This window comes from Pseudonocardia sp. GCM10023141 (assembly GCF_042653605.1).
On record NZ_JBHSIR010000030.1, the window covers coordinates 15,801 to 32,576 of the forward strand.

16 protein-coding genes are annotated in these 16,776 nt (G+C 72.1%); 12 read left to right on the plus strand and 4 right to left on the minus strand.

Annotated features, from left to right (window positions below; all coding sequences use genetic code 11):
• Positions 1 to 4 precede the first annotated feature (4 nt).
• The 4 genes from ACFPFQ_RS17850 to mutM all read left to right on the plus strand — a co-directional run bounded on the left by ACFPFQ_RS17850 (position 5) and on the right by mutM (position 2,474).
• The gene (locus tag ACFPFQ_RS17850; RefSeq protein ID WP_379620149.1) at positions 5 to 574 is read left to right on the plus strand and encodes a YceD family protein; all 570 of its coding nucleotides are present in this window, start codon (positions 5 to 7) and stop codon (positions 572 to 574) included.
• 74 nt (positions 575 to 648) lie between these two features.
• Positions 649 to 831 carry a 50S ribosomal protein L32 gene (gene rpmF, locus ACFPFQ_RS17855; RefSeq protein ID WP_379620151.1) on the plus strand — a complete coding sequence of 61 codons (183 nt, stop codon included), beginning with the start codon at positions 649 to 651 and terminating at the stop codon, positions 829 to 831.
• A 13-nt stretch (positions 832 to 844) separates the two neighbouring features.
• Positions 845 to 1,591 (plus strand): ribonuclease III, encoded by a 747-nt coding sequence (gene rnc / locus ACFPFQ_RS17860; RefSeq protein WP_379620153.1) that lies wholly within the window; start codon positions 845 to 847, stop codon positions 1,589 to 1,591.
• Between the two features lie 10 nt (positions 1,592 to 1,601).
• Positions 1,602 to 2,474 (plus strand): bifunctional DNA-formamidopyrimidine glycosylase/DNA-(apurinic or apyrimidinic site) lyase, encoded by an 873-nt coding sequence (gene mutM / locus ACFPFQ_RS17865; protein WP_379620155.1) that lies wholly within the window; start codon positions 1,602 to 1,604, stop codon positions 2,472 to 2,474.
• 126 nt (positions 2,475 to 2,600) lie between these two features.
• Here mutM and ACFPFQ_RS17870 read toward each other — a convergent pair whose 3' ends face one another.
• From ACFPFQ_RS17870 to corA, 3 genes are all read right to left on the minus strand, one after another.
• Complete coding sequence (locus tag ACFPFQ_RS17870; protein WP_379620157.1) at positions 2,601 to 2,729, minus strand: hypothetical protein; 129 nt, start codon at positions 2,727 to 2,729, stop codon at positions 2,601 to 2,603.
• A gap of 45 nt (positions 2,730 to 2,774) precedes the next feature.
• Entirely contained in the window at positions 2,775 to 4,214 is a 1,440-nt protein-coding gene (locus ACFPFQ_RS17875) for a diaminopimelate decarboxylase family protein (RefSeq protein ID WP_379620159.1), read from the minus strand.
• 155 nt (positions 4,215 to 4,369) lie between these two features.
• Positions 4,370 to 5,404 (minus strand): magnesium/cobalt transporter CorA, encoded by a 1,035-nt coding sequence (corA, locus tag ACFPFQ_RS17880; RefSeq protein WP_379620161.1) that lies wholly within the window; start codon positions 5,402 to 5,404, stop codon positions 4,370 to 4,372.
• Between the two features lie 162 nt (positions 5,405 to 5,566).
• Between corA and ACFPFQ_RS17885 the strand changes: the two genes are divergently transcribed.
• The 6 genes from ACFPFQ_RS17885 to ACFPFQ_RS17910 all read left to right on the plus strand — a co-directional run bounded on the left by ACFPFQ_RS17885 (position 5,567) and on the right by ACFPFQ_RS17910 (position 11,861).
• Entirely contained in the window at positions 5,567 to 5,887 is a 321-nt protein-coding gene (locus tag ACFPFQ_RS17885; RefSeq protein WP_379620163.1) for a PadR family transcriptional regulator, read from the plus strand.
• On the plus strand, positions 5,884 to 7,083 hold the full coding sequence (locus tag ACFPFQ_RS17890; RefSeq protein WP_379620165.1) for an HAAS signaling domain-containing protein: 1,200 nt from the start codon (positions 5,884 to 5,886) through the stop codon (positions 7,081 to 7,083). Before ACFPFQ_RS17885 ends, ACFPFQ_RS17890 begins: the two co-directional genes overlap by 4 nt.
• 357 nt (positions 7,084 to 7,440) lie before the next feature.
• Positions 7,441 to 7,533 carry a K(+)-transporting ATPase subunit F gene (gene kdpF, locus ACFPFQ_RS17895; protein ID WP_379620167.1) on the plus strand — a complete coding sequence of 31 codons (93 nt, stop codon included), beginning with the start codon at positions 7,441 to 7,443 and terminating at the stop codon, positions 7,531 to 7,533.
• A 1-nt stretch (position 7,534) separates the two neighbouring features.
• A complete protein-coding gene (kdpA, locus tag ACFPFQ_RS17900) occupies positions 7,535 to 9,196 on the plus strand; it encodes a potassium-transporting ATPase subunit KdpA (protein ID WP_379620169.1) in 1,662 nt (553 codons plus the stop codon).
• Complete coding sequence (gene kdpB, locus ACFPFQ_RS17905) at positions 9,193 to 11,247, plus strand: potassium-transporting ATPase subunit KdpB (protein ID WP_379620171.1); 2,055 nt, start codon at positions 9,193 to 9,195, stop codon at positions 11,245 to 11,247. Before kdpA ends, kdpB begins: the two co-directional genes overlap by 4 nt.
• The gene (locus tag ACFPFQ_RS17910) at positions 11,247 to 11,861 is read left to right on the plus strand and encodes a potassium-transporting ATPase subunit C (protein ID WP_379620173.1); all 615 of its coding nucleotides are present in this window, start codon (positions 11,247 to 11,249) and stop codon (positions 11,859 to 11,861) included. Before kdpB ends, ACFPFQ_RS17910 begins: the two co-directional genes overlap by 1 nt.
• A gap of 22 nt (positions 11,862 to 11,883) precedes the next feature.
• Here ACFPFQ_RS17910 and ACFPFQ_RS17915 read toward each other — a convergent pair whose 3' ends face one another.
• On the minus strand, positions 11,884 to 13,470 hold the full coding sequence (locus ACFPFQ_RS17915) for a Na+/H+ antiporter (RefSeq protein WP_379620175.1): 1,587 nt from the start codon (positions 13,468 to 13,470) through the stop codon (positions 11,884 to 11,886).
• Between the two features lie 95 nt (positions 13,471 to 13,565).
• Here ACFPFQ_RS17915 and ACFPFQ_RS17920 point away from each other — a divergent pair, with 95 nt between their 5' ends.
• A complete protein-coding gene (locus tag ACFPFQ_RS17920) occupies positions 13,566 to 16,067 on the plus strand; it encodes a DUF4118 domain-containing protein (protein ID WP_379620177.1) in 2,502 nt (833 codons plus the stop codon).
• Positions 16,064 to 16,753, plus strand: a complete 690-nt coding sequence (locus ACFPFQ_RS17925) for a response regulator (protein ID WP_379620179.1) — start codon at positions 16,064 to 16,066, stop codon at positions 16,751 to 16,753. The genes ACFPFQ_RS17920 and ACFPFQ_RS17925 overlap by 4 nt, the downstream gene beginning before the upstream one ends.
• Positions 16,754 to 16,776: the final 23 nt, after the last annotated feature.

The window sequence follows — 16,776 nt, forward strand, 5'->3', positions numbered from 1 at the left end:
ACAGGTGAGTACGCACCACCCCCTCCCCGGTCATCCGAATCCCGCCAGCCCGTGGGTCTTCAACACCCGCGAGCTCGGCAGGCGCCCGGGCACCATGCGCAGCTACCAGCGCACCATCCCGGCACCCGCAGAACGGCTCGGTCTGGAGACCATCGGCGTGCCGGAGGGCTCCGACGTCGAGCTGGACGTCCGGCTCGAGTCGGCCACCGAGGGCGTCTACGTCTCGGGCACCGCACACGCCCCGGTCGTCGGCGAGTGCGCGCGCTGCCTCGACCCCGTCACCGACGAGGTCACCGCGCACGTCGGTGAGCTGTTCGCCTACCCCGACACCGCCACCGACGCCACCACCGACGAGGACGAGCTGCCGCGGGTCGTCGGCGACTTCCTCGACGTCGAGCAGACGGTGCGCGACGCGCTGATCGGCGACCTGCCGATGGCCCCGCTGTGCCGCCCGGATTGTCCGGGATTGTGCGTCGAGTGCGGCGAGAAGTGGGCCGACCTCGCGCCCGACCACGGGCATGAGACACTTGACCCTCGATGGGCTGCTCTGCGCGAGCGGCTCTCTGCAGACTGAGCACCGCTGCAGACCGAGCACCGCCGGCTGATCATCCCCAGCCGGCACACCCGATACTTTCTAGGAGATCTACCGTGGCTGTCCCGAAGCGCCGGATGTCGCGGTCGAACACGCGCTCACGGCGGTCGCAGTGGAAGGCCACTGCTCCCACTCTCGTCGCTTGCTCGAACCGCGCCTGCCGCGCCACCAAGCCGCCGCACCTGGCGTGCCCCACCTGCGGTACCTACGACGGCCGCCAGGTCGTCAGCCCGGCCTGATCGCCGGAGCGACATGGCGGAGCGTGGCCCACAGGGGCCCGTGGGTGACCGCGGGCCCCTTCTCGCGTCCCTCGGCGTCGAGATCGAGGAGGATCTGCTCACTCTCGCGCTGACCCACCGGTCCTACGCGTACGAGAACGGTGGCCTGCCCACCAACGAGCGCCTGGAGTTCCTCGGGGATTCCGTGCTCGGGGTGGTCGTCACGGAGCGGCTCTACCGCGAGCACCCGGATCTTCCCGAGGGGCAGCTGGCGAAGCTGCGCGCGAGCGTGGTCAACATGCATGCGCTCGCGAGCGTCGCCGTCACCCTCGGTGGCGACGACGGCCTCGGCGCGTACCTGTACCTGGGGCGCGGCGAGGAGATGACGGGCGGGCGCAGCAAGGTCAGCATCCTCGCCGATGCCACCGAGGCGCTCATCGGTGCGGTGTACCTGCAGGGCGGACTCGAGGTCGCGCGCGGTCTCGTGCACCGCTGGTTCGACGACCTGCTGGTCGGCGCGCCGCTGCTCGGCGCCGGGCTGGACTGGAAGACGAGCCTGCAGGAGCTCACGGCGTCGCTGGAGCTCGGCGTGCCCGAGTACCGCATCACCGAGGACGGCCCCGACCACCTCAAGATCTTCACGGCCACCGCCGTCGTGCGCGGGCGCTCGCTCGGCTCGGGTGAGGGGCGCACGAAGAAGGAAGCCGAGCAGAAGGCTGCCGAGCTGGCCTGGCGGGCGCTCACGGCTGAGGCCGCCGAGTCCGACGCCGCCACCGGCTGAGGAGCGCAGCATGCCCGAGCTGCCGGAGGTCGAGGTCGTCCGGCTCGGCCTGGCCGACCACGTGCTGAAGCGCACCATCGACACGGTCGTGGTGGAGCACCCACGCGCCGTGCGCCGCCACATCGAGGGCGGCGCCGACTTCGCGGCCCGGCTGGCCGGTCGCAGCATCACCGCCGCCCGCCGCCGCGGCAAGTACCTCTGGCTGGAGCTCGACGACGAGAGCGAAGCTGTGCTCACCCACCTGGGCATGAGCGGTCAGATGCTGATCGCCGGCCCGGAGCGTCCGGTCGACAAGCACCGCCGCGTCCGCGTCCGGTTCGCCGACGACGGACCGGAGCTGTGGTTCGTCGACCAACGCACCTTCGGCGGCCTCTCGGTGCACCCGCTCGTCCCGATCGCGGGCGGCGAGCTGCTGCCCGAGCCGGTCGCCCACATCGCGCGCGACCCCATGGACCCTGCCTTCGACCTCGACGCGGCCGTCGCCGGCATCCGCCGCCGCCGCACGGGCATCAAGCGGGCGATCCTGGACCAGACCGTCGTGTCCGGCATCGGCAACATCTACGCCGACGAGGCGCTGTGGCGCTCCCGGCTGCACTGGGCCCGGCCGACCGAGACCATCACGCGCAAGCAGGGCCGCGAGCTGCTCACCGCCGCCACCGAGGTCATGAATGAGGCGCTCGCGGTCGGGGGCACGTCGTTCGACGCGCTCTACGTCAACGTCAACGGGGCGTCGGGCTACTTCGACCGCTCCCTCGACGCCTACGGGCAGGTCGATCGCCCCTGCCGGCGCTGCGGCACCCCGATCCAGCGTGACGCGTTCATGAACCGCAGCTCCTTCAGCTGCCCGCGCTGCCAGCCGCGCCCCCGCAACGCCCACCCCTGAGCCCGGCGCGGTCGGGCCGCACGCGCCGCGCCAACCCAGTGGCCACCGCGCCGATGTCGGGACGTTGGCGCGGTGGCGAACTGGTTGGCGCGGTCACTCCGGCGTGCCCACCGGGCGCCCGCGACGTCAGGAGCTCAGCGCACCGACGATCCCGAGCACGATCCAGCCCACGACCTCGACGCACGCAGACCAGAACGTCGCGGTCTCGGCGGGCGCCGGGCGGGGTGCTTCGGTGGTGTTGCTGTTGGTCTCCATGTCGGGCTCCCTCTCACGTTCTCCGCGCTGTCACGGATGGCGCTGTCACGGATGAGAGGCCGGCGGGAGGCATGGTGATACGTCGCGACGCAGCAGGTCTTCGAGCGTCTCGCGCCGCAGCATCGGCACCGCCGCCCCGCTCGCCACCGCGACGACGGGTGCGCGCCCGATCTGGGTGCAGGTGGAGGCGAGCGACACGTGGTAGGCGCCGCTGCACGGCACGGCGAGGAGATCACCTGCTGCGATGTCGGCGGGGAGCTCGACGTCCTCGGCGAGCACGTCGGTGGACTCGCAGTGCCGCCCCACCACCGTGACGGTGACCGAGGGCGCACGCAGCGGCCGCCCGAACATCCGCATCGGGTACCGCGCCCCGTACAGCGCCGGGCGTGCGTTGTCGCTCATCGCTCGCCCTCGCTGCGCTCGGTCGGCGCTTCGCGCAGGGCGCTGTGCAGATGATTCGCTCGCAAGCTCGCTCATCCCGCCGTCGACGGCGACGAACGTCGTGTGCAGCCCGTGCTTGACCGCCGCCACCCGGCAGACGGTGACGCCCGCGCGCGCCACCAGGGCCCTCCCGGGCTCGACGGTCAGCCGCGGCACCGCGATGCCGCGCTCCCGGCAGGCCCGCACGACGGCAGCGGGCACGATGCGCCCGAACGTCGCCGGGTCGAGCGAGCGCTCACCGGCCGCGTACGCCACCGCATGGCCGCCACCCAGGTCGAGTTCGGGCAGCTCGATGCCGTGCTCGGCGGTGACGGCGGCGAGGAACGCGACCATCGCCTCCGCCGCCTCCACGTAGCGCGCGACCACCCGCACCTGCGAGCCGATGTGGCAGTGCAGTCCCACGAGCTCCAGCGCCGGGTGGGCGAGCACTCGCCGCACGGCCTCCGCGGCGTCGCCGGTGGCGATCGACAGACCGAACTTCTGGTCCTCGGTGCCGGTGGTCAACCCGGCGTGCGTGTTCGCGTCGACGCCGGGCACCACGCGCAGCAGCACCCGCTGGCGCGCCGGCACCACGGCGGCAAGCACGTCGATCTCGTCGAGCGAGTCGATCACGATGCGGCCGACGTGGGCGTCGAAGGCGGCTTTGAGGTCCTCCGTGGTCTTGACGTTGCCGTGCAGCACCATCCGCACACCGGGGAACCCGGCGGCAGCGGCCACCGCCACCTCGCCGCCGGAGCAGACGTCGAGCGCGAGCCCCTCCTGGTCGGCCAGCCGGGCCATCGAACGGCACAGGAACGCCTTCGCCGCGTAGGCGATCTCGACGCCGGGCAGCGCATCGCGGTAGGCGCGGCAGCGCGATCGGATGTCGGCGGCGTCGAGCGCGATCATCGGGGTGCCGAACCGGCCGGCGAGCTCGACGAGGTCGACGCCGCCGACGGTGAGCCCGCCGTCGCACGAGGACCGCGTGGTCTCCGGCCACAGCCCCGGTTCGAGCCGACACGACAGCGATGTGCGCAACGAGGGGATGAGATCGGCGAGGGTCACCGGGGCCTCCAGTTCGATGGCGGCCGTCCTACGGCCGCCGACCGATCCTTTGTGCCCCTCCTGCCGCTGCCCGGCACCGGTCCCCGTGGTCGCGTTGACGGTCCGGCTCCGCGTCCTGACGCCGTACTGACACCCGGGTGGCGGCCGCCACAGCCCTACAGCCAGCCGCGCTTCTTGAAGATCGTGTAGAGCCCGAGCCCCAGCAGGACCATCAGCAGCACGGCCATGGGATACCCCAGCGGCCAGTCGAGCTCCGGCATGTGCGTGAAGTTCATGCCGTAGATCGACGCCACGAGCGTGGGGGCGAAGAGGATCGCCGCCCACGACGAGATCCGCTTGACCTGCTCGTTCTGATCGAAGCCCGCCTCGGTGAGCCGGGCCATCTCGTCGTTCTGACGCTGTGCCACGAGCGTGGCGTTGACCTGCAGCATGCTGGTGAGCAGATCCCGGTAACCCTCGACGCGCTCGATGGCGCGGGTGGCGTGGTCGATGACGTCGCGCAGCGCGCGACGCAGCTCCAGGTCGGCCTCGCTCGCGCGCTCCTTGAGGTGCTCGCGCAGCTGGCCGAACAGGTCGGTGAGCGGCTCCACCGCCCGCTGGAACTCGATGACCTCACGGCTGAGCTGGTAGATGCGCCGCGACACGGCCGGATCACCGTCGAAGACCTGCACCTCGATGCTGTCGATGTCGTCCTGCAGCCCGTCGAGCACGGGCCCGTAGTCGTCGACGACCTTGTCGAGTACCGCGTACAGCACCGAGTACGGGCCGTTCTTCAGCAGCGCCGGCTCGCTCTGCAGGCGGTGGCGCACCTCGCCCAGGTCGGGCTCCTCCGCGTGGCGGACGGTGATGACGAACTCGGGGCCGAGGAACAGGTGCACCTCGCCGATGTCCACCACCTCGACGGAGTCCACGTAGCGGGCGGGGCGAAGGACCACGAAGAGCGTGTCCCCGTAGCGCTCGAGCTTGGGGCGCTGGTGCGCGGTGACGGTGTCCTCGACCGCGAGCGCGTGCAGGTCGAACTCCTCGGCGACGGCCTTGATCTCCTCCGGGGTGGGGCGCAGCAGGCCGATCCACGCGAAGCTGTGGCTCCCGTCCGGGCAGGCGCGCAGCTCCTCGAAGGTGTGGTCCAGCGAATCCGGGTCGACGGTCCGCTCCCCGTCGACGTAGATCGCGTTGTCGACCACCGGCATGCGCGGCTCCCTGCACCCGGGCGGCTGTCTCGCCACCGTTCCCATCGGGAGCCTAGCCGGGTCCGCGCGAGCTGCCCGACGATCATCGACACACCTGTCCTACGCGGTTCGCACTACTGTGCAGAGCGTAGTACTGTGCACAGCGCAGAGAGGGGGGTGACCATGGAACCGAGCCAGCTGCTCAAGGGCGTGCTCGATCTCGCGGTGCTCGCGGTACTGGATCGTGCCGACGGTTACGGCTACGAGGTGGTGCGCGGCCTGCGCGCCGCGGGGCTGGAAGAGGTGGGCGACGCATCGGTGTACGGCACGCTGCGCCGGCTCTACCACGCCGGCCTGCTCACGTCCTACGTCGTGCCGAGCGGCGAGGGACCGCACCGCAAGTACTACAGCTTGAACGCCCCCGGCCGGGATCGCCTCCGCGAGGCCACCGGCACCTGGCGGGCGTTCGCGAAGACGATGGAAGGGCTGGTGGGGGCGGCATGACCGACAAGGCTCCCGACAACGGGGGGAATGCCGAGATGCCCACGGACGTGCTGCGCACCGCGACCGACCCGACCGCCGAGTACCTCGACGGCGTGCGGGCGGAGCTGTCGGACCTGCCGGCATCAGAGGTCGCCGAGATCCTCGACGACGTCCGGTCCCACCTCGCGGACCTGGCCACCGAGCTCGGACCCGACGCCGGGACCGGGGAGTTCACCGCCAGGCTGGGCACGCCTGCCGTCTATGCGGCAGAGCTGCGCGCCGCGGCCGGTTACCCGGCCGCGCCCGCCGGGACGGCCCCGGCGTCGAAGCCCCCGGTCGGGGCGGCCGCCGCGCGTCTCGGCTGGATCGCGCTGGCTGCGGCCACGTTCTTCCTCGCCGTCGGGGTGCTCGGACGGCTTCCCGGGGCCTTCCTCGTCGCGCTGGTTCTGGCGGTGGTCGGCCTGCTGCTCGTCGTCAGGGACGGGCCGCGGCTGCCGACCGTCGCGGCACTGCCCGAGATCCGCGGGCTGCTCGGAGCCCGACCCGCATCCGGCCAGCCCGCGCGCGCGGTCACCGACTTCGTCGCCACCCTGCAGCCGGCATGGTGGGTACTGCGGGCGGTTGTCGCCGCGATGCTCGTGGACCGGGTGTTCGGCAGCAGCCGCGGCTCGTGGATCCTGCTGTTGATCGCCGCGCTGGTGGGCATCGCCGTGTCGATCTGGCTGGGTCACCGGTCCCGGAGCGACCGGCGCTGGCTCTGGCTCGTGGTGCCGCTCAACGCGCTGGCCGTGCTGCTCCTGCTGGCAACGATCGGCGGTGGATCGACGCTGGTCCGGTTCTCGAACAGCAGCCAGGTCGTGTACTCCTCGCCGTCGCAGCGCGGGCTGTGGATCGACTCCGAGCGGGAGATCAAGGACATCCGGCCCGTCGACGCGTTCGGCAACCCGCTCGCCAACGTCTACCTGTTCGACCAGGACGGGCGCGCCATCGACACCGCGAAGGAGTGCACCACCAGCTCCGGCGCCGCCCCGGCAGGTGCGCCCTACCCGCGCGGTGTGACCGAGTACGGCTATGACGGCAGCTGCATCACGCTGGCGCCGGGCCCCCTCGTCGTGGCGGTGCCGCGCCCGACCCCGACCGCGCCGACGCCCGCTGCCGCGACCCCTGCTGTGCCGACCCCTGTTGTGCCGACCACTGCTGCGGCGCCGCCCCGCTGACCCGGGCCCCGCGACGGGCCGCGCCGGCGGTGGTGGGGGACGCCGGGGCGGGTCGACTCGGCCCACGTCAGGAAAGCCACTTTCCCGCAAGGATCTTGCGGGAAAGTGGCTTTCCTGCAACCCCGCGTGACCGCCACCACCACCCCGTCAAGAACGCGTCAACGCCGCAGGGTGTGGGCGTCAACGCGGCGTTGGCGCGACCCCACGACGGGGTGAACGAGACGACCCTTCGTAGCGGCCCGCCATCCGGCGGGCCGATGTCATGTGGAGGGTCTCGATGGCCGACCTGGCCTACGCGCTGCTGCTCGTCGGTGGTTTCGCGCTTCTCGTCCTGATGTTGCGGGGGCTCGATTCACTGTGAACGCCGTCGCCGACATCGCCGGCGGGCTCATCGCACTGGGCCTGCTGATCTACCTGTTCGTCGCACTGCTGCGCCCGGAGCGGTTCTGACATGAACGACACCGTTGCCGGCCTGCTCCAGGTCACTGCCCTGCTGTTGCTGCTGCTGCTCGTGTACAAGCCGCTGGGCGACTACATGGCCCGGATCTACACCAGCGAGAAGCACTGGCGCGTCGAGCGCTGGCTCTACCGGATCGTTCGGGTCGACCCGAGCACCGAGCAGCGCTGGACGACCTACGCCGCGGGCGTCCTCGGCTTCTCCTTCGTCTCCGTGGTGCTGCTGTACCTGCTGCAGCGCCTCCAACCGTTGCTGCCACTGGCCTTCGGCCACGATGCCGTGGATCCGGCAACGGCGTTCAACACCGCCGTCTCGTTCGTGACCAACACGAACTGGCAGTCCTACGTGCCCGAGTCGGTGCTCGGGGACACCGTGCAGATGGCCGGGTTGACGGTCCAGAACATCGTGTCCGCCGCCGTCGGCATCGCCGTGGCGATCGCGCTGGTGCGCGGGTTCGCGCGCTCGGCGACCGACCGGCTCGGCAACTTCTGGGTCGACCTCACCCGCGGGGTCATCCGGCTGCTGTTGCCGTTCGGGTTCGTCGCGGCGATCGTGCTGGTCGCGACGGGCGTCGTCATGTCGCTCCGCTCCGGTGTGGACATCACCGCAGTCGACGGGACGCAGCACACCCTGCCGCTGTTCGGAGCGGCGTCCCAGGAGTCGGTCAAGGAGTTCGGCACCAACGGCGGCGGCATCTTCAACGCCAACTCGGCGCACCCGTTCGAGAACCCCAACGCGTTGTCGAACCTGCTGGAGATCTTCCTGCTGCTGGTGATCCCCGTCTGCCTGACCCGCACGTTCGGCACGATGGTGCGCAACACCCGGCAGGGCACGGTGCTCGTGGCCGTCATGGGCGCCATCTGGGCGGTGTTCCTGGCCGTCGCGTGGCTCTCCGAGACCCACCCCAACGGCCCGGCGACGCTCGCCGCGGGCGCCGCGATGGAGGGCAAGGAGGTCCGGCTCGGCATCCCCGCGTCCGTCCTGTTCGGAGTGTCGACGACGGGCACGTCCACCGGTGCGATCAACTCCTGGCACGACAGCTACTCGGGCGGCGCGGGCGGCATCACGCTGCTCAACATGCTGCTCGGCGAGGTCGCGCCCGGCGGTGTCGGGGCGGGTCTCTACGGGATACTCGTGATGGCGATCATCGCGGTCTTCCTCGCCGGTCTGATGGTCGGACGCACCCCCGAGTACCTGGGCAAGAAGCTCGGCCGCGTGCAGGTCACCGCCGCGTCGATCGCGATGTTGACGATGCCGGCGCTGGTCCTGCTGGGCGCCGGGCTCGCGATCGCCCTGCCCGACACGGTCAGCGCCATGACCAACGACGGCGCGCACGGGTTCTCCGAGGTGCTCTACGCCTACGCCTCGGCTGCCAACAACAACGGCAGCGCGTTCGGCGGCCTGACCGTCACCAGCGACTTCTTCCAGACGACGCTCGGTATCGCGATGCTCTTCGGCCGGTTCGTGCCGATCCTCGCCGTGCTCGCACTGGCCGGCTCGCTGGCCAAGCAGCGCAGCGTCAAGGCCGGCGCCGGGACGCTGCCCACCGACGGCGCGCTGTTCGGCGTGCTCGTCACGGGCACCGTGCTCCTCGTCGCCGCGCTCACCTTCTTCCCGGCGCTCGCGCTGGGTCCCATCGCAGAGGCACTCTCATGAGCATCGATCTCCAGGAACGGCCGGTGGCCGCGAATCCGGCCGCGAGCCACGTCAAGGCGGGCGCGTTCAACCCGCGGCAGCTGTGGTCCTCGCTGCCAGACGCGTTGCGCAAGCTCAACCCCCGCACCCAGCTGCACAACCCGGTCATGTTCGTGGTGTGGGTCGGATCCGTGCTGGTCACGGTGCTCGCGATCATCTCGCCGACCGTGTTCGCGATCCTCATCGCGATCTGGCTGTGGTTCACCGTGCTGTTCGCCAACCTCGCCGAGGCCGTGGCGGAGGGGCGCGGGAAGGCGCAGGCGGAGTCGCTCCGGCGCACCAAGAAGGAGACGGTCGCCCGCAGGCTCGGCCCGGACGGGGTCGAGGTGCCGGTGCCCGGCACGGAGCTCACGATCGGTGACCTCGTGGTCGTCGAGGCCGGCGAGACGATCCCCGGCGACGGTGACGTCGTCGAGGGCATCGCGACGGTGGACGAGTCGGCGATCACCGGCGAGTCCGCTCCCGTGATCCGCGAGGCGGGCGGGGACCGCAGCTCGGTCACCGGCGGCACCACCGTGCTGTCGGACCGGATCGTCGTGAAGATCATGACCAAGCCCGGTGAGTCGTTCGTGGACCGGATGATCGCGCTGGTCGAGGGTGCGGCCCGGCAGAAGACGCCCAACGAGATCGCGCTGACGATCCTGCTCGCGGTGCTCACGATCATCTTCCTGCTCGCGGTGGTGGCGGTGGCACCGATGAGCGCCTACGCCGGGCAGCAGCAGTCGCTGATCGTGCTGACCGCGCTGCTGGTCTGCCTGATCCCGACCACGATCGGCGCGCTGCTCTCGGCCATCGGCATCGCCGGCATGGACCGGCTGGTGCAGCGCAACGTGCTCGCGACGTCGGGCCGGGCCGTCGAGGCCGCGGGCGACATCGACACGCTGCTGCTGGACAAGACGGGCACGATCACCTTCGGCAACCGGCAGGCCACCGAGCTGGTCCCGGTGCACGGCGTCTCCGTGGCGGAGCTCGCCGCGGCGGCGCGGCTGTCCAGCCTCGCCGACCAGACCCCGGAGGGCCGCAGCATCGTCGCGCTCTGCGCGGCGCAGTACGGCCTGCCGGGCGAGGCGACGGCCGCGGAGGCCGTGCTGGAGTTCGTGCCGTTCACGGCGCAGACCCGGATGTCCGGTGTGGACGTCGGCGAGCGGTCTGTGCGCAAGGGTGCCGCCGCGGCCGTCATGGCGTGGACCGGAGCCGATCTCCCGGAGGTCGACGCGGTCGTCGCCGAGGTCTCCGACGACGGCGGCACGCCGCTGGTGGTGGCCGAAGGCTCGCGGGTGCTGGGCGTCATCCGCCTGTCCGACGTGGTCAAGCCCGGCATGCGCGAGCGCTTCGCCGAGCTGCGGGCCATGGGCATCCGCACGGTGATGATCACCGGTGACAACCCGCGCACCGCGCGGGCCATCGCGGCCGAGGCCGGCGTCGACGACCACCTCGCCGAGGCCACCCCCGAGGACAAGATGGCCTTGATCAAGAAGGAGCAGGAGGGCGGGCGGCTGGTCGCCATGACCGGTGACGGCACCAACGACGCGCCCGCTCTCGCCCAGGCCGACGTCGGCGTCGCGATGAACACGGGGACGGCCGCGGCCAAGGAGGCCGGCAACATGGTCGACCTCGACTCCGACCCGACCAAGCTGATCGAGATCGTCGAGATCGGCAAGCAATTGCTCATCACGCGCGGTGCGCTCACGACGTTCAGCGTGGCCAACGACCTCGCGAAGTACTTCGCGATCCTGCCGGCCATGTTCGTGGCGCTCTACCCGTCGCTGGGCGCGCTCAACATCATGGGGCTGGCCACGCCGCAGTCGGCCATCCTGTCCGCGGTGATCTTCAACGCGCTGATCATCGTGGCGCTGATCCCGCTGGCGCTGCGCGGCGTGCGCTACCGGCCCACCACCGCGGCGAACCTGTTGCGCCGCAACCTGTTGATCTACGGGTTGGGGGGTGTGGTCATGCCGTTCGTCGGCATCTTCCTCATCGACCTGCTCGTCCGACTGATCCCGGGGATCTGATGATCACCACCATGTGGCGGCAGACCGCCACCGGCCTGCGCATGATCGTGGCCTTCACCATCCTGCTCGGCGTGCTCTACCCGCTCGCGACGTTCGCCGTCGCGCACATCCCGGGGCTGGCGGCCAGCGCGGAGGGCTCGGTCATCACCGACGCGTCCGGCACCGCCGTCGGGTCGTCCTTGATCGGGATCGACCCGGTGCCGGCCGACCCGGCGAAGGACCCCTACTTCCACACCCGGCCGTCGGCCTCGGCCAAGGACGTGCTCGGCCCGACCGACACCACGACCTCGGGTGGCTCGAACAAGAGCGGCTTCAACACCGACCTGCTCGACGCCACGAACCAGCGCCGGGACCTGATCGCCGCCCGCGAGGGGGTGGCTCCGGCCGCGGTGCCGCCCGACGCCGTCACCGCGTCGGCGTCCGGGCTCGACCCGGACATCAGCCCGGCCTACGCCGCGCTGCAGGTGGCGCGGGTCGCGCGGGTGACCGGGCTGCCGGTCGCCACCGTCGAGAAGCTCGTGGCGGACGCCTCCAGCGGGCGGATGCTGGGCTTCCTCGGCGAGCCGACCGTCAACGTGACGGAGCTGAACCTTGCGGTCGCGGCGGCGGCATAGCGCAAGAAGGGGTCCGCAGGGCTCACTCGACGTCCGCGGCGGGCTCGCCGAGGCGGACCTCCTCGGCGTCGAGCCGGGCCTGCAGCCTGCGCAGCACGATGTCGTCGATCTGGCGCTCGTCACGCAGCCGCACCACCGAGGCGCGCTTGTAGGTCAGCAGCGCGGAGCGCAGGCGCTGGTAGTCGGTGTGATCGGTGCGCTCGGCGGTGAGCGCCGGATCGTCGCCGGGCGCGGGGTCCGACAGGGAGTGCAGGTGCTCCTCGTAGTCGGCGCGCACCCGTTCGACGACGGTGGCGCCGATGCCGAGCTGCTCGGCGACGCGGTCGAGCTCGGCCAGCCCGGTGCGCGTGGCGGTGCGCTCGGCGAGCGCCTGCTCGCGGGCCTCGGCACCGTCGTCGGGCAGGTTGGCCCAGCGCAGCACGGCGGGCAGTGTCAGGCCCTGCACGATCATCGTCACGAGGATGACGCCGAAGGTGACCAGCACGATGAGGTCGCGGCCCGGCACATCCAGTGGGACGGCCAGCGCGGCGGCGAGCGACACCCCGCCGCGGAACCCGGCCCACGCGCTGGGGAACCGGTGGCGCGCTCCCACCCGGCGCAGCCGCTGCTGCGGACGCCGGTCGAGCGCCCTGATCACGTACGGCATGGTGTAGGACCACGCCACCCGCGTCCCGATCACCACACCGGCGACGAGCAGTGCCTGCAGCACCGCGTCGCCGATCGAGGTGGACCACAGCCCGTCGACCGCCCCGCGCAGCTGCAGCCCGACGAGCACGAACAGCGTGCCGTTGAGCACGAACGTGGCGATCTCCCAGAACCCGCGCGACTGCAGGCGGGTGCGTGCGGTCACCATCCGGGGACCGGCCTGGGAGAACGCAAGCCCGCAGACGACCACCGCGAGCACTCCCGACGCGTGCACCTGCTCGGCGAGCAGGAACGCGGCGAAGGGAGCGAGCACGGTGCAGACGTTCTGGACCACCGGCTGGCAGACGAGCTTGCGGGTCTGGACCAGCAGCCAGAACACGACGAGGCCGGCCGCCGCGCCGCCCGCGTAGGACAGGACGAAGGCGCCGATGGCCACGGGCCAGGTGAACTGCGCCTCTCCGGTGGCGACCGCGACCGCGAGCCCGAAGACGACGAGCGCCGTGCCGTCGTTGACGAGGCTCTCGGCGCGCAGCGTGGTGAGCGTGCGCCGCGGCAGCTGCCCGGCCACCGCGCTGACGGCGGTGGCGTCGGTCGGCGCCACGACCGCGCCCAGTATCCAGGCCACCGGCCAGGAGAGCCCGAGCGCGTGCCCGACGAGTGCCACCGTGGCGGCCGTGCACAGCACGAGCACCACCGAGGAGAGCACGACGGTGCGCAGGTTGGCGCGGATCTCGCGCAGCGACGTGGACAGCGACTCCCAGTAGAGCAGCGCCGGCAGGAACAGCAGCAGCACGACCTCGGGCGGCAGGACCACGCTGCCCGTCCACGGGATGAATGCGAGCGGCACGCCGCCGAGCAGCAGCACGATCGGCGCCGCGATCCGGAGCCTGCCCGCGAGCCAGGTCAGCCCGACCACGGCGACTCCGAGCACCACGAGCACCTGCAGCGCGTGCGGATCCTGCATGACGTCGATCCCCCGTTCGGGTTGGCCTGCCGGTGGACATCCTGCGGCTCGGGGCGCCGTCGTCACAACCGCGCAGGTCCGGGGAGGATGGTGGGATGAGGCGAGGGGAGTTGCGGATCTACCTCGGGGCCGCGCCGGGGGTCGGGAAGACCTTCGCCATGCTCGGCGAGGCCCGCCGCCGCCTCGACCGCGGCACCGACGTCGTCGTCGGGCTCGTCGAGACCCACGGCCGGGAGCGGACCGCGGCGCTGCTGGCGGGCATCGAGGTCGTGCCGCGCCGCGCGGGCGGGCCGCTTCAGGAGATGGACCTCGACGCGGTGCTCGCCCGTGCCCCCGAGGTCGTGCTGGTCGACGAGCTGGCCCACACCAACGCGCCCGGATCCCGGCACGCGAAGCGCTGGCAGGACGTCGAGGACCTCCTGGAAGCCGGTATCGAAGTGCTGACCACGGTCAACGTGCAGCACCTCGAGTCGCTCAACGACGTCGTCGAGCGGATCACCGGCGTGCGCCAGCGCGAGACGGTGCCCGACGAGGTGGTGCGCCGCGCGGAGCAGCTCGAGCTCGTCGACATCACCCCCGAGGCGCTGCGGCGCCGGTTGGCGCACGGCAACGTCTACGCCGCCGAGAAGGTGGACGCGGCTCTGGCCAACTACTTCCGGCCCGGCAACCTCACGGCGCTGCGCGAGCTCGCGCTGCTGTGGGTGGCCGACGAGGTGGACGTGGCGCTGCAGCGCTACCGCACCGACAGCAAGATCACCGAGGTCTGGGAGACCCGCGAGCGCGTCGTCGTGGCGCTGACCGGGGATCAGGAGAGCGAGACGGTGCTGCGCCGCGCCGCGCGGATCGCCAAGCGCTCCGGGGCGGCCGACCTGCTGGCGGTGCACGTGCTGCGCAGCGACGGCCTGGCCGGGCAGCCGGTCGGGGCGATCCCGCGGCTGCGGGCGCTCGCCGAGGACGTCGGCGCCAGCTTCCACACCGTTGTCGGCGGCTCGGGCGAGGCCGACGTCCCTGCCGCGCTGCTCGACTTCGCCCGCGGTGCCAACGCCACCCAGCTGGTGCTCGGCACGTCGCGGCGCTCGCGCCTGGCCCGGGTGTTCGACCAGGGCATCGGCGCGCGCGTCGTGCAGCAGTCGGGCTCGATCGACGTCCACATGGTCACCCACGACGCGGCCGGGCGCGGGCTGCGGCTGCCTGCCCTGCGCAGCGCCCTGCCCGTGGTGCGCAAGGTGGCCGGTTGGGCGCTCGCGGTGGTGCTGCCGCTGGTGGCCACGGTCCTCGGGGTGCTGCTGCGCCATCTCGTCGGGCTCTCGACCGACGTGGTGCTCTACTTCCTGGCCACGGTCGTCGTCGCGCTGGTGGGCGGGCTCGGGCCGGCGCTGCTCGCGGCCGTGGTCGGCGGGCTGCTGCTCAACTTCTTCCTCACCCCGCCGCTCTACTCGTTCACGATCGCCGAGGGCGAGAACGTGGTCACCGTGGGGGCGATGGTGGTGGTCGCCGTGCTGGTCGCGCTCGTGGTCGACCGGGCGGCCCGGCGCGCGCAGCAGGCGACCAGGGCGCGGGCCGAGGGGGCGCTGCTCGCCTCGTTCGCCCGCACCGTGCTGACCCGCACCGACCCGCTGCCCCGGCTGCTGGAGAAGGTGCGGGAGGCGTTCGGGCTCCACTCGGTGGCCCTCCTCGAGCGCACCGACGGCTGGCGGTGCATCACGTCGTCGGGGGAACCGGGCTGCCTGACCCCCGAGGAGGCCGACGTGGACGTCGAGATCGAGGAGAACCTGCACCTCGTGGGCACCGGCCGGAGCCTCGCCGCCGCCGACCGGCGGCTGCTGGAGGTGGTCGGCGGGCAGGCGCTGCTCGCGTTGCGCAGCCAGCGCGCGGGCGCAGCTGCGGACGAGTCGCGCCGCCGGGCCGAGATCACCGAGACCCGCAGCGCGCTGCTCTCGGCCGTCGGCCACGACCTGCGCACCCCGCTGACGTCGATCAAGGCGGCAGCCGGCAGCCTGCGCGACCCGACGCTGGACCTGCCCCCGGCGGATCGGATCGAGCTCACGGCCATGATCGAGGAATCGGTGGACCGGCTCACCGCGCTGGTGGACAACCTGCTCGACTCCTCGCGGCTCGCGGCGGGCGCGGTCGTGCCGCTGCTCGCCCCGATCGGCTACGACGAGGTGGCCGTCCGGTCGCTGGCGGGCCTGGACGGCGCGGCCCGCGTGAAGATCGACATCGACGAGTCGCTTCCCGACGTCGTCGCCGACGCGGGGCTGCTGGAGCGGGTGGTCGCCAACGTCATCGACAACGCGCTGCGCTACGCCCCCGGCGTCCCGGTGGTGCTGCGGGCCAGCGCGTACGCCGACCGCGTCGAGCTGCGGATCGTCGACTGTGGGCCCGGAGTGCCGCGGCTGTCGCGCGAGGCCCTGTTCGCGCCGTTCCAGCGCCTCGGCGGGGCCGGTCCGAGCGATCGCGACGGTGCCACGGGCGTCGGGCTCGGGCTGGCGGTGGCGCGCGGGTTCACCGAGGCGATGGGTGGCACGCTGACCGCCGAGGACACCCCCGGCGGCGGGCTGACCGTCGTGATCTCGCTCCCGGAGGCGCAGCGATGACCCCCCACCGGGTGCTCGTGGTCGACGACGACCCGCAGATCCTGCGCGCGCTGCGGATCAACCTCACCGCGCACGGCTACCACGTGCTGCTGGCCGCCGACGGTGGCGCGGCGCTGCGCGCAGCGGCCGACGGCCACCCCGACGTCGTCGTGCTCGACCTGGGCCTGCCCGACATGGACGGCACCGAGGTGATCGAGGGCCTGCGCGGCTGGACCACCGTCCCGATCATCGTGTTGTCGGCGCGGGTCGGGGCCACCGACACGGTCCGTGCACTCGACGCGGGCGCCGACGACTACGTCACCAAGCCGTTCGGGATGGCTGAGCTGCTCGCCCGGCTGCGCGCGGCCGTCCGGCGCGCGACCGTGTCGGCCGTCGACGGGGAGCCGGTGGTCGACGTCGGTGACTTCCGTGTGGATCTCGCCGCCAAGCGGGTGGCGCGCGCGGACGGCGCGGAGGTGCACCTGACGCCGACGGAGTGGGGCGTGCTGGAGCTGCTGGTGCGCCACCGCGGCAAGCTGGTGGGCCAGCGCGAGCTGCTGCGGGCGGTCTGGGGTCCGAACTACGGCACGGAGACGAACTACCTGCGCGTGTACATGGCCCAGCTGCGACGCAAGCTGGAGGCCGACCCGGGGCGTCCCAAGCACCTGATCACCGAGGCCGGGATGGGGTACCGGTTCGAGGTGTAGCGGCTTAGGGTCGGCGTCCCCCG

Coding starts and splice junctions, on each gene's coding strand:
- rnc (WP_379620153.1), top strand. CDS start 845: ATGGCGGAGCGTGGCCCACAGGGGCCCGTGGGTGACCGCGGGCCCCTT.
- mutM (WP_379620155.1), top strand. CDS start 1,602: ATGCCCGAGCTGCCGGAGGTCGAGGTCGTCCGGCTCGGCCTGGCCGAC.
- ACFPFQ_RS17870 (WP_379620157.1), bottom strand. CDS start 2,729: ATGGAGACCAACAGCAACACCACCGAAGCACCCCGCCCGGCGCCCGCC.
- corA (WP_379620161.1), bottom strand. CDS start 5,404: ATGCCGGTGGTCGACAACGCGATCTACGTCGACGGGGAGCGGACCGTC.
- ACFPFQ_RS17885 (WP_379620163.1), top strand. CDS start 5,567: ATGGAACCGAGCCAGCTGCTCAAGGGCGTGCTCGATCTCGCGGTGCTC.
- ACFPFQ_RS17890 (WP_379620165.1), top strand. CDS start 5,884: ATGACCGACAAGGCTCCCGACAACGGGGGGAATGCCGAGATGCCCACG.
- kdpA (WP_379620169.1), top strand. CDS start 7,535: ATGAACGACACCGTTGCCGGCCTGCTCCAGGTCACTGCCCTGCTGTTG.
- kdpB (WP_379620171.1), top strand. CDS start 9,193: ATGAGCATCGATCTCCAGGAACGGCCGGTGGCCGCGAATCCGGCCGCG.
- ACFPFQ_RS17910 (WP_379620173.1), top strand. CDS start 11,247: ATGATCACCACCATGTGGCGGCAGACCGCCACCGGCCTGCGCATGATC.
- ACFPFQ_RS17915 (WP_379620175.1), bottom strand. CDS start 13,470: ATGCAGGATCCGCACGCGCTGCAGGTGCTCGTGGTGCTCGGAGTCGCC.
- ACFPFQ_RS17920 (WP_379620177.1), top strand. CDS start 13,566: ATGAGGCGAGGGGAGTTGCGGATCTACCTCGGGGCCGCGCCGGGGGTC.
- ACFPFQ_RS17925 (WP_379620179.1), top strand. CDS start 16,064: ATGACCCCCCACCGGGTGCTCGTGGTCGACGACGACCCGCAGATCCTG.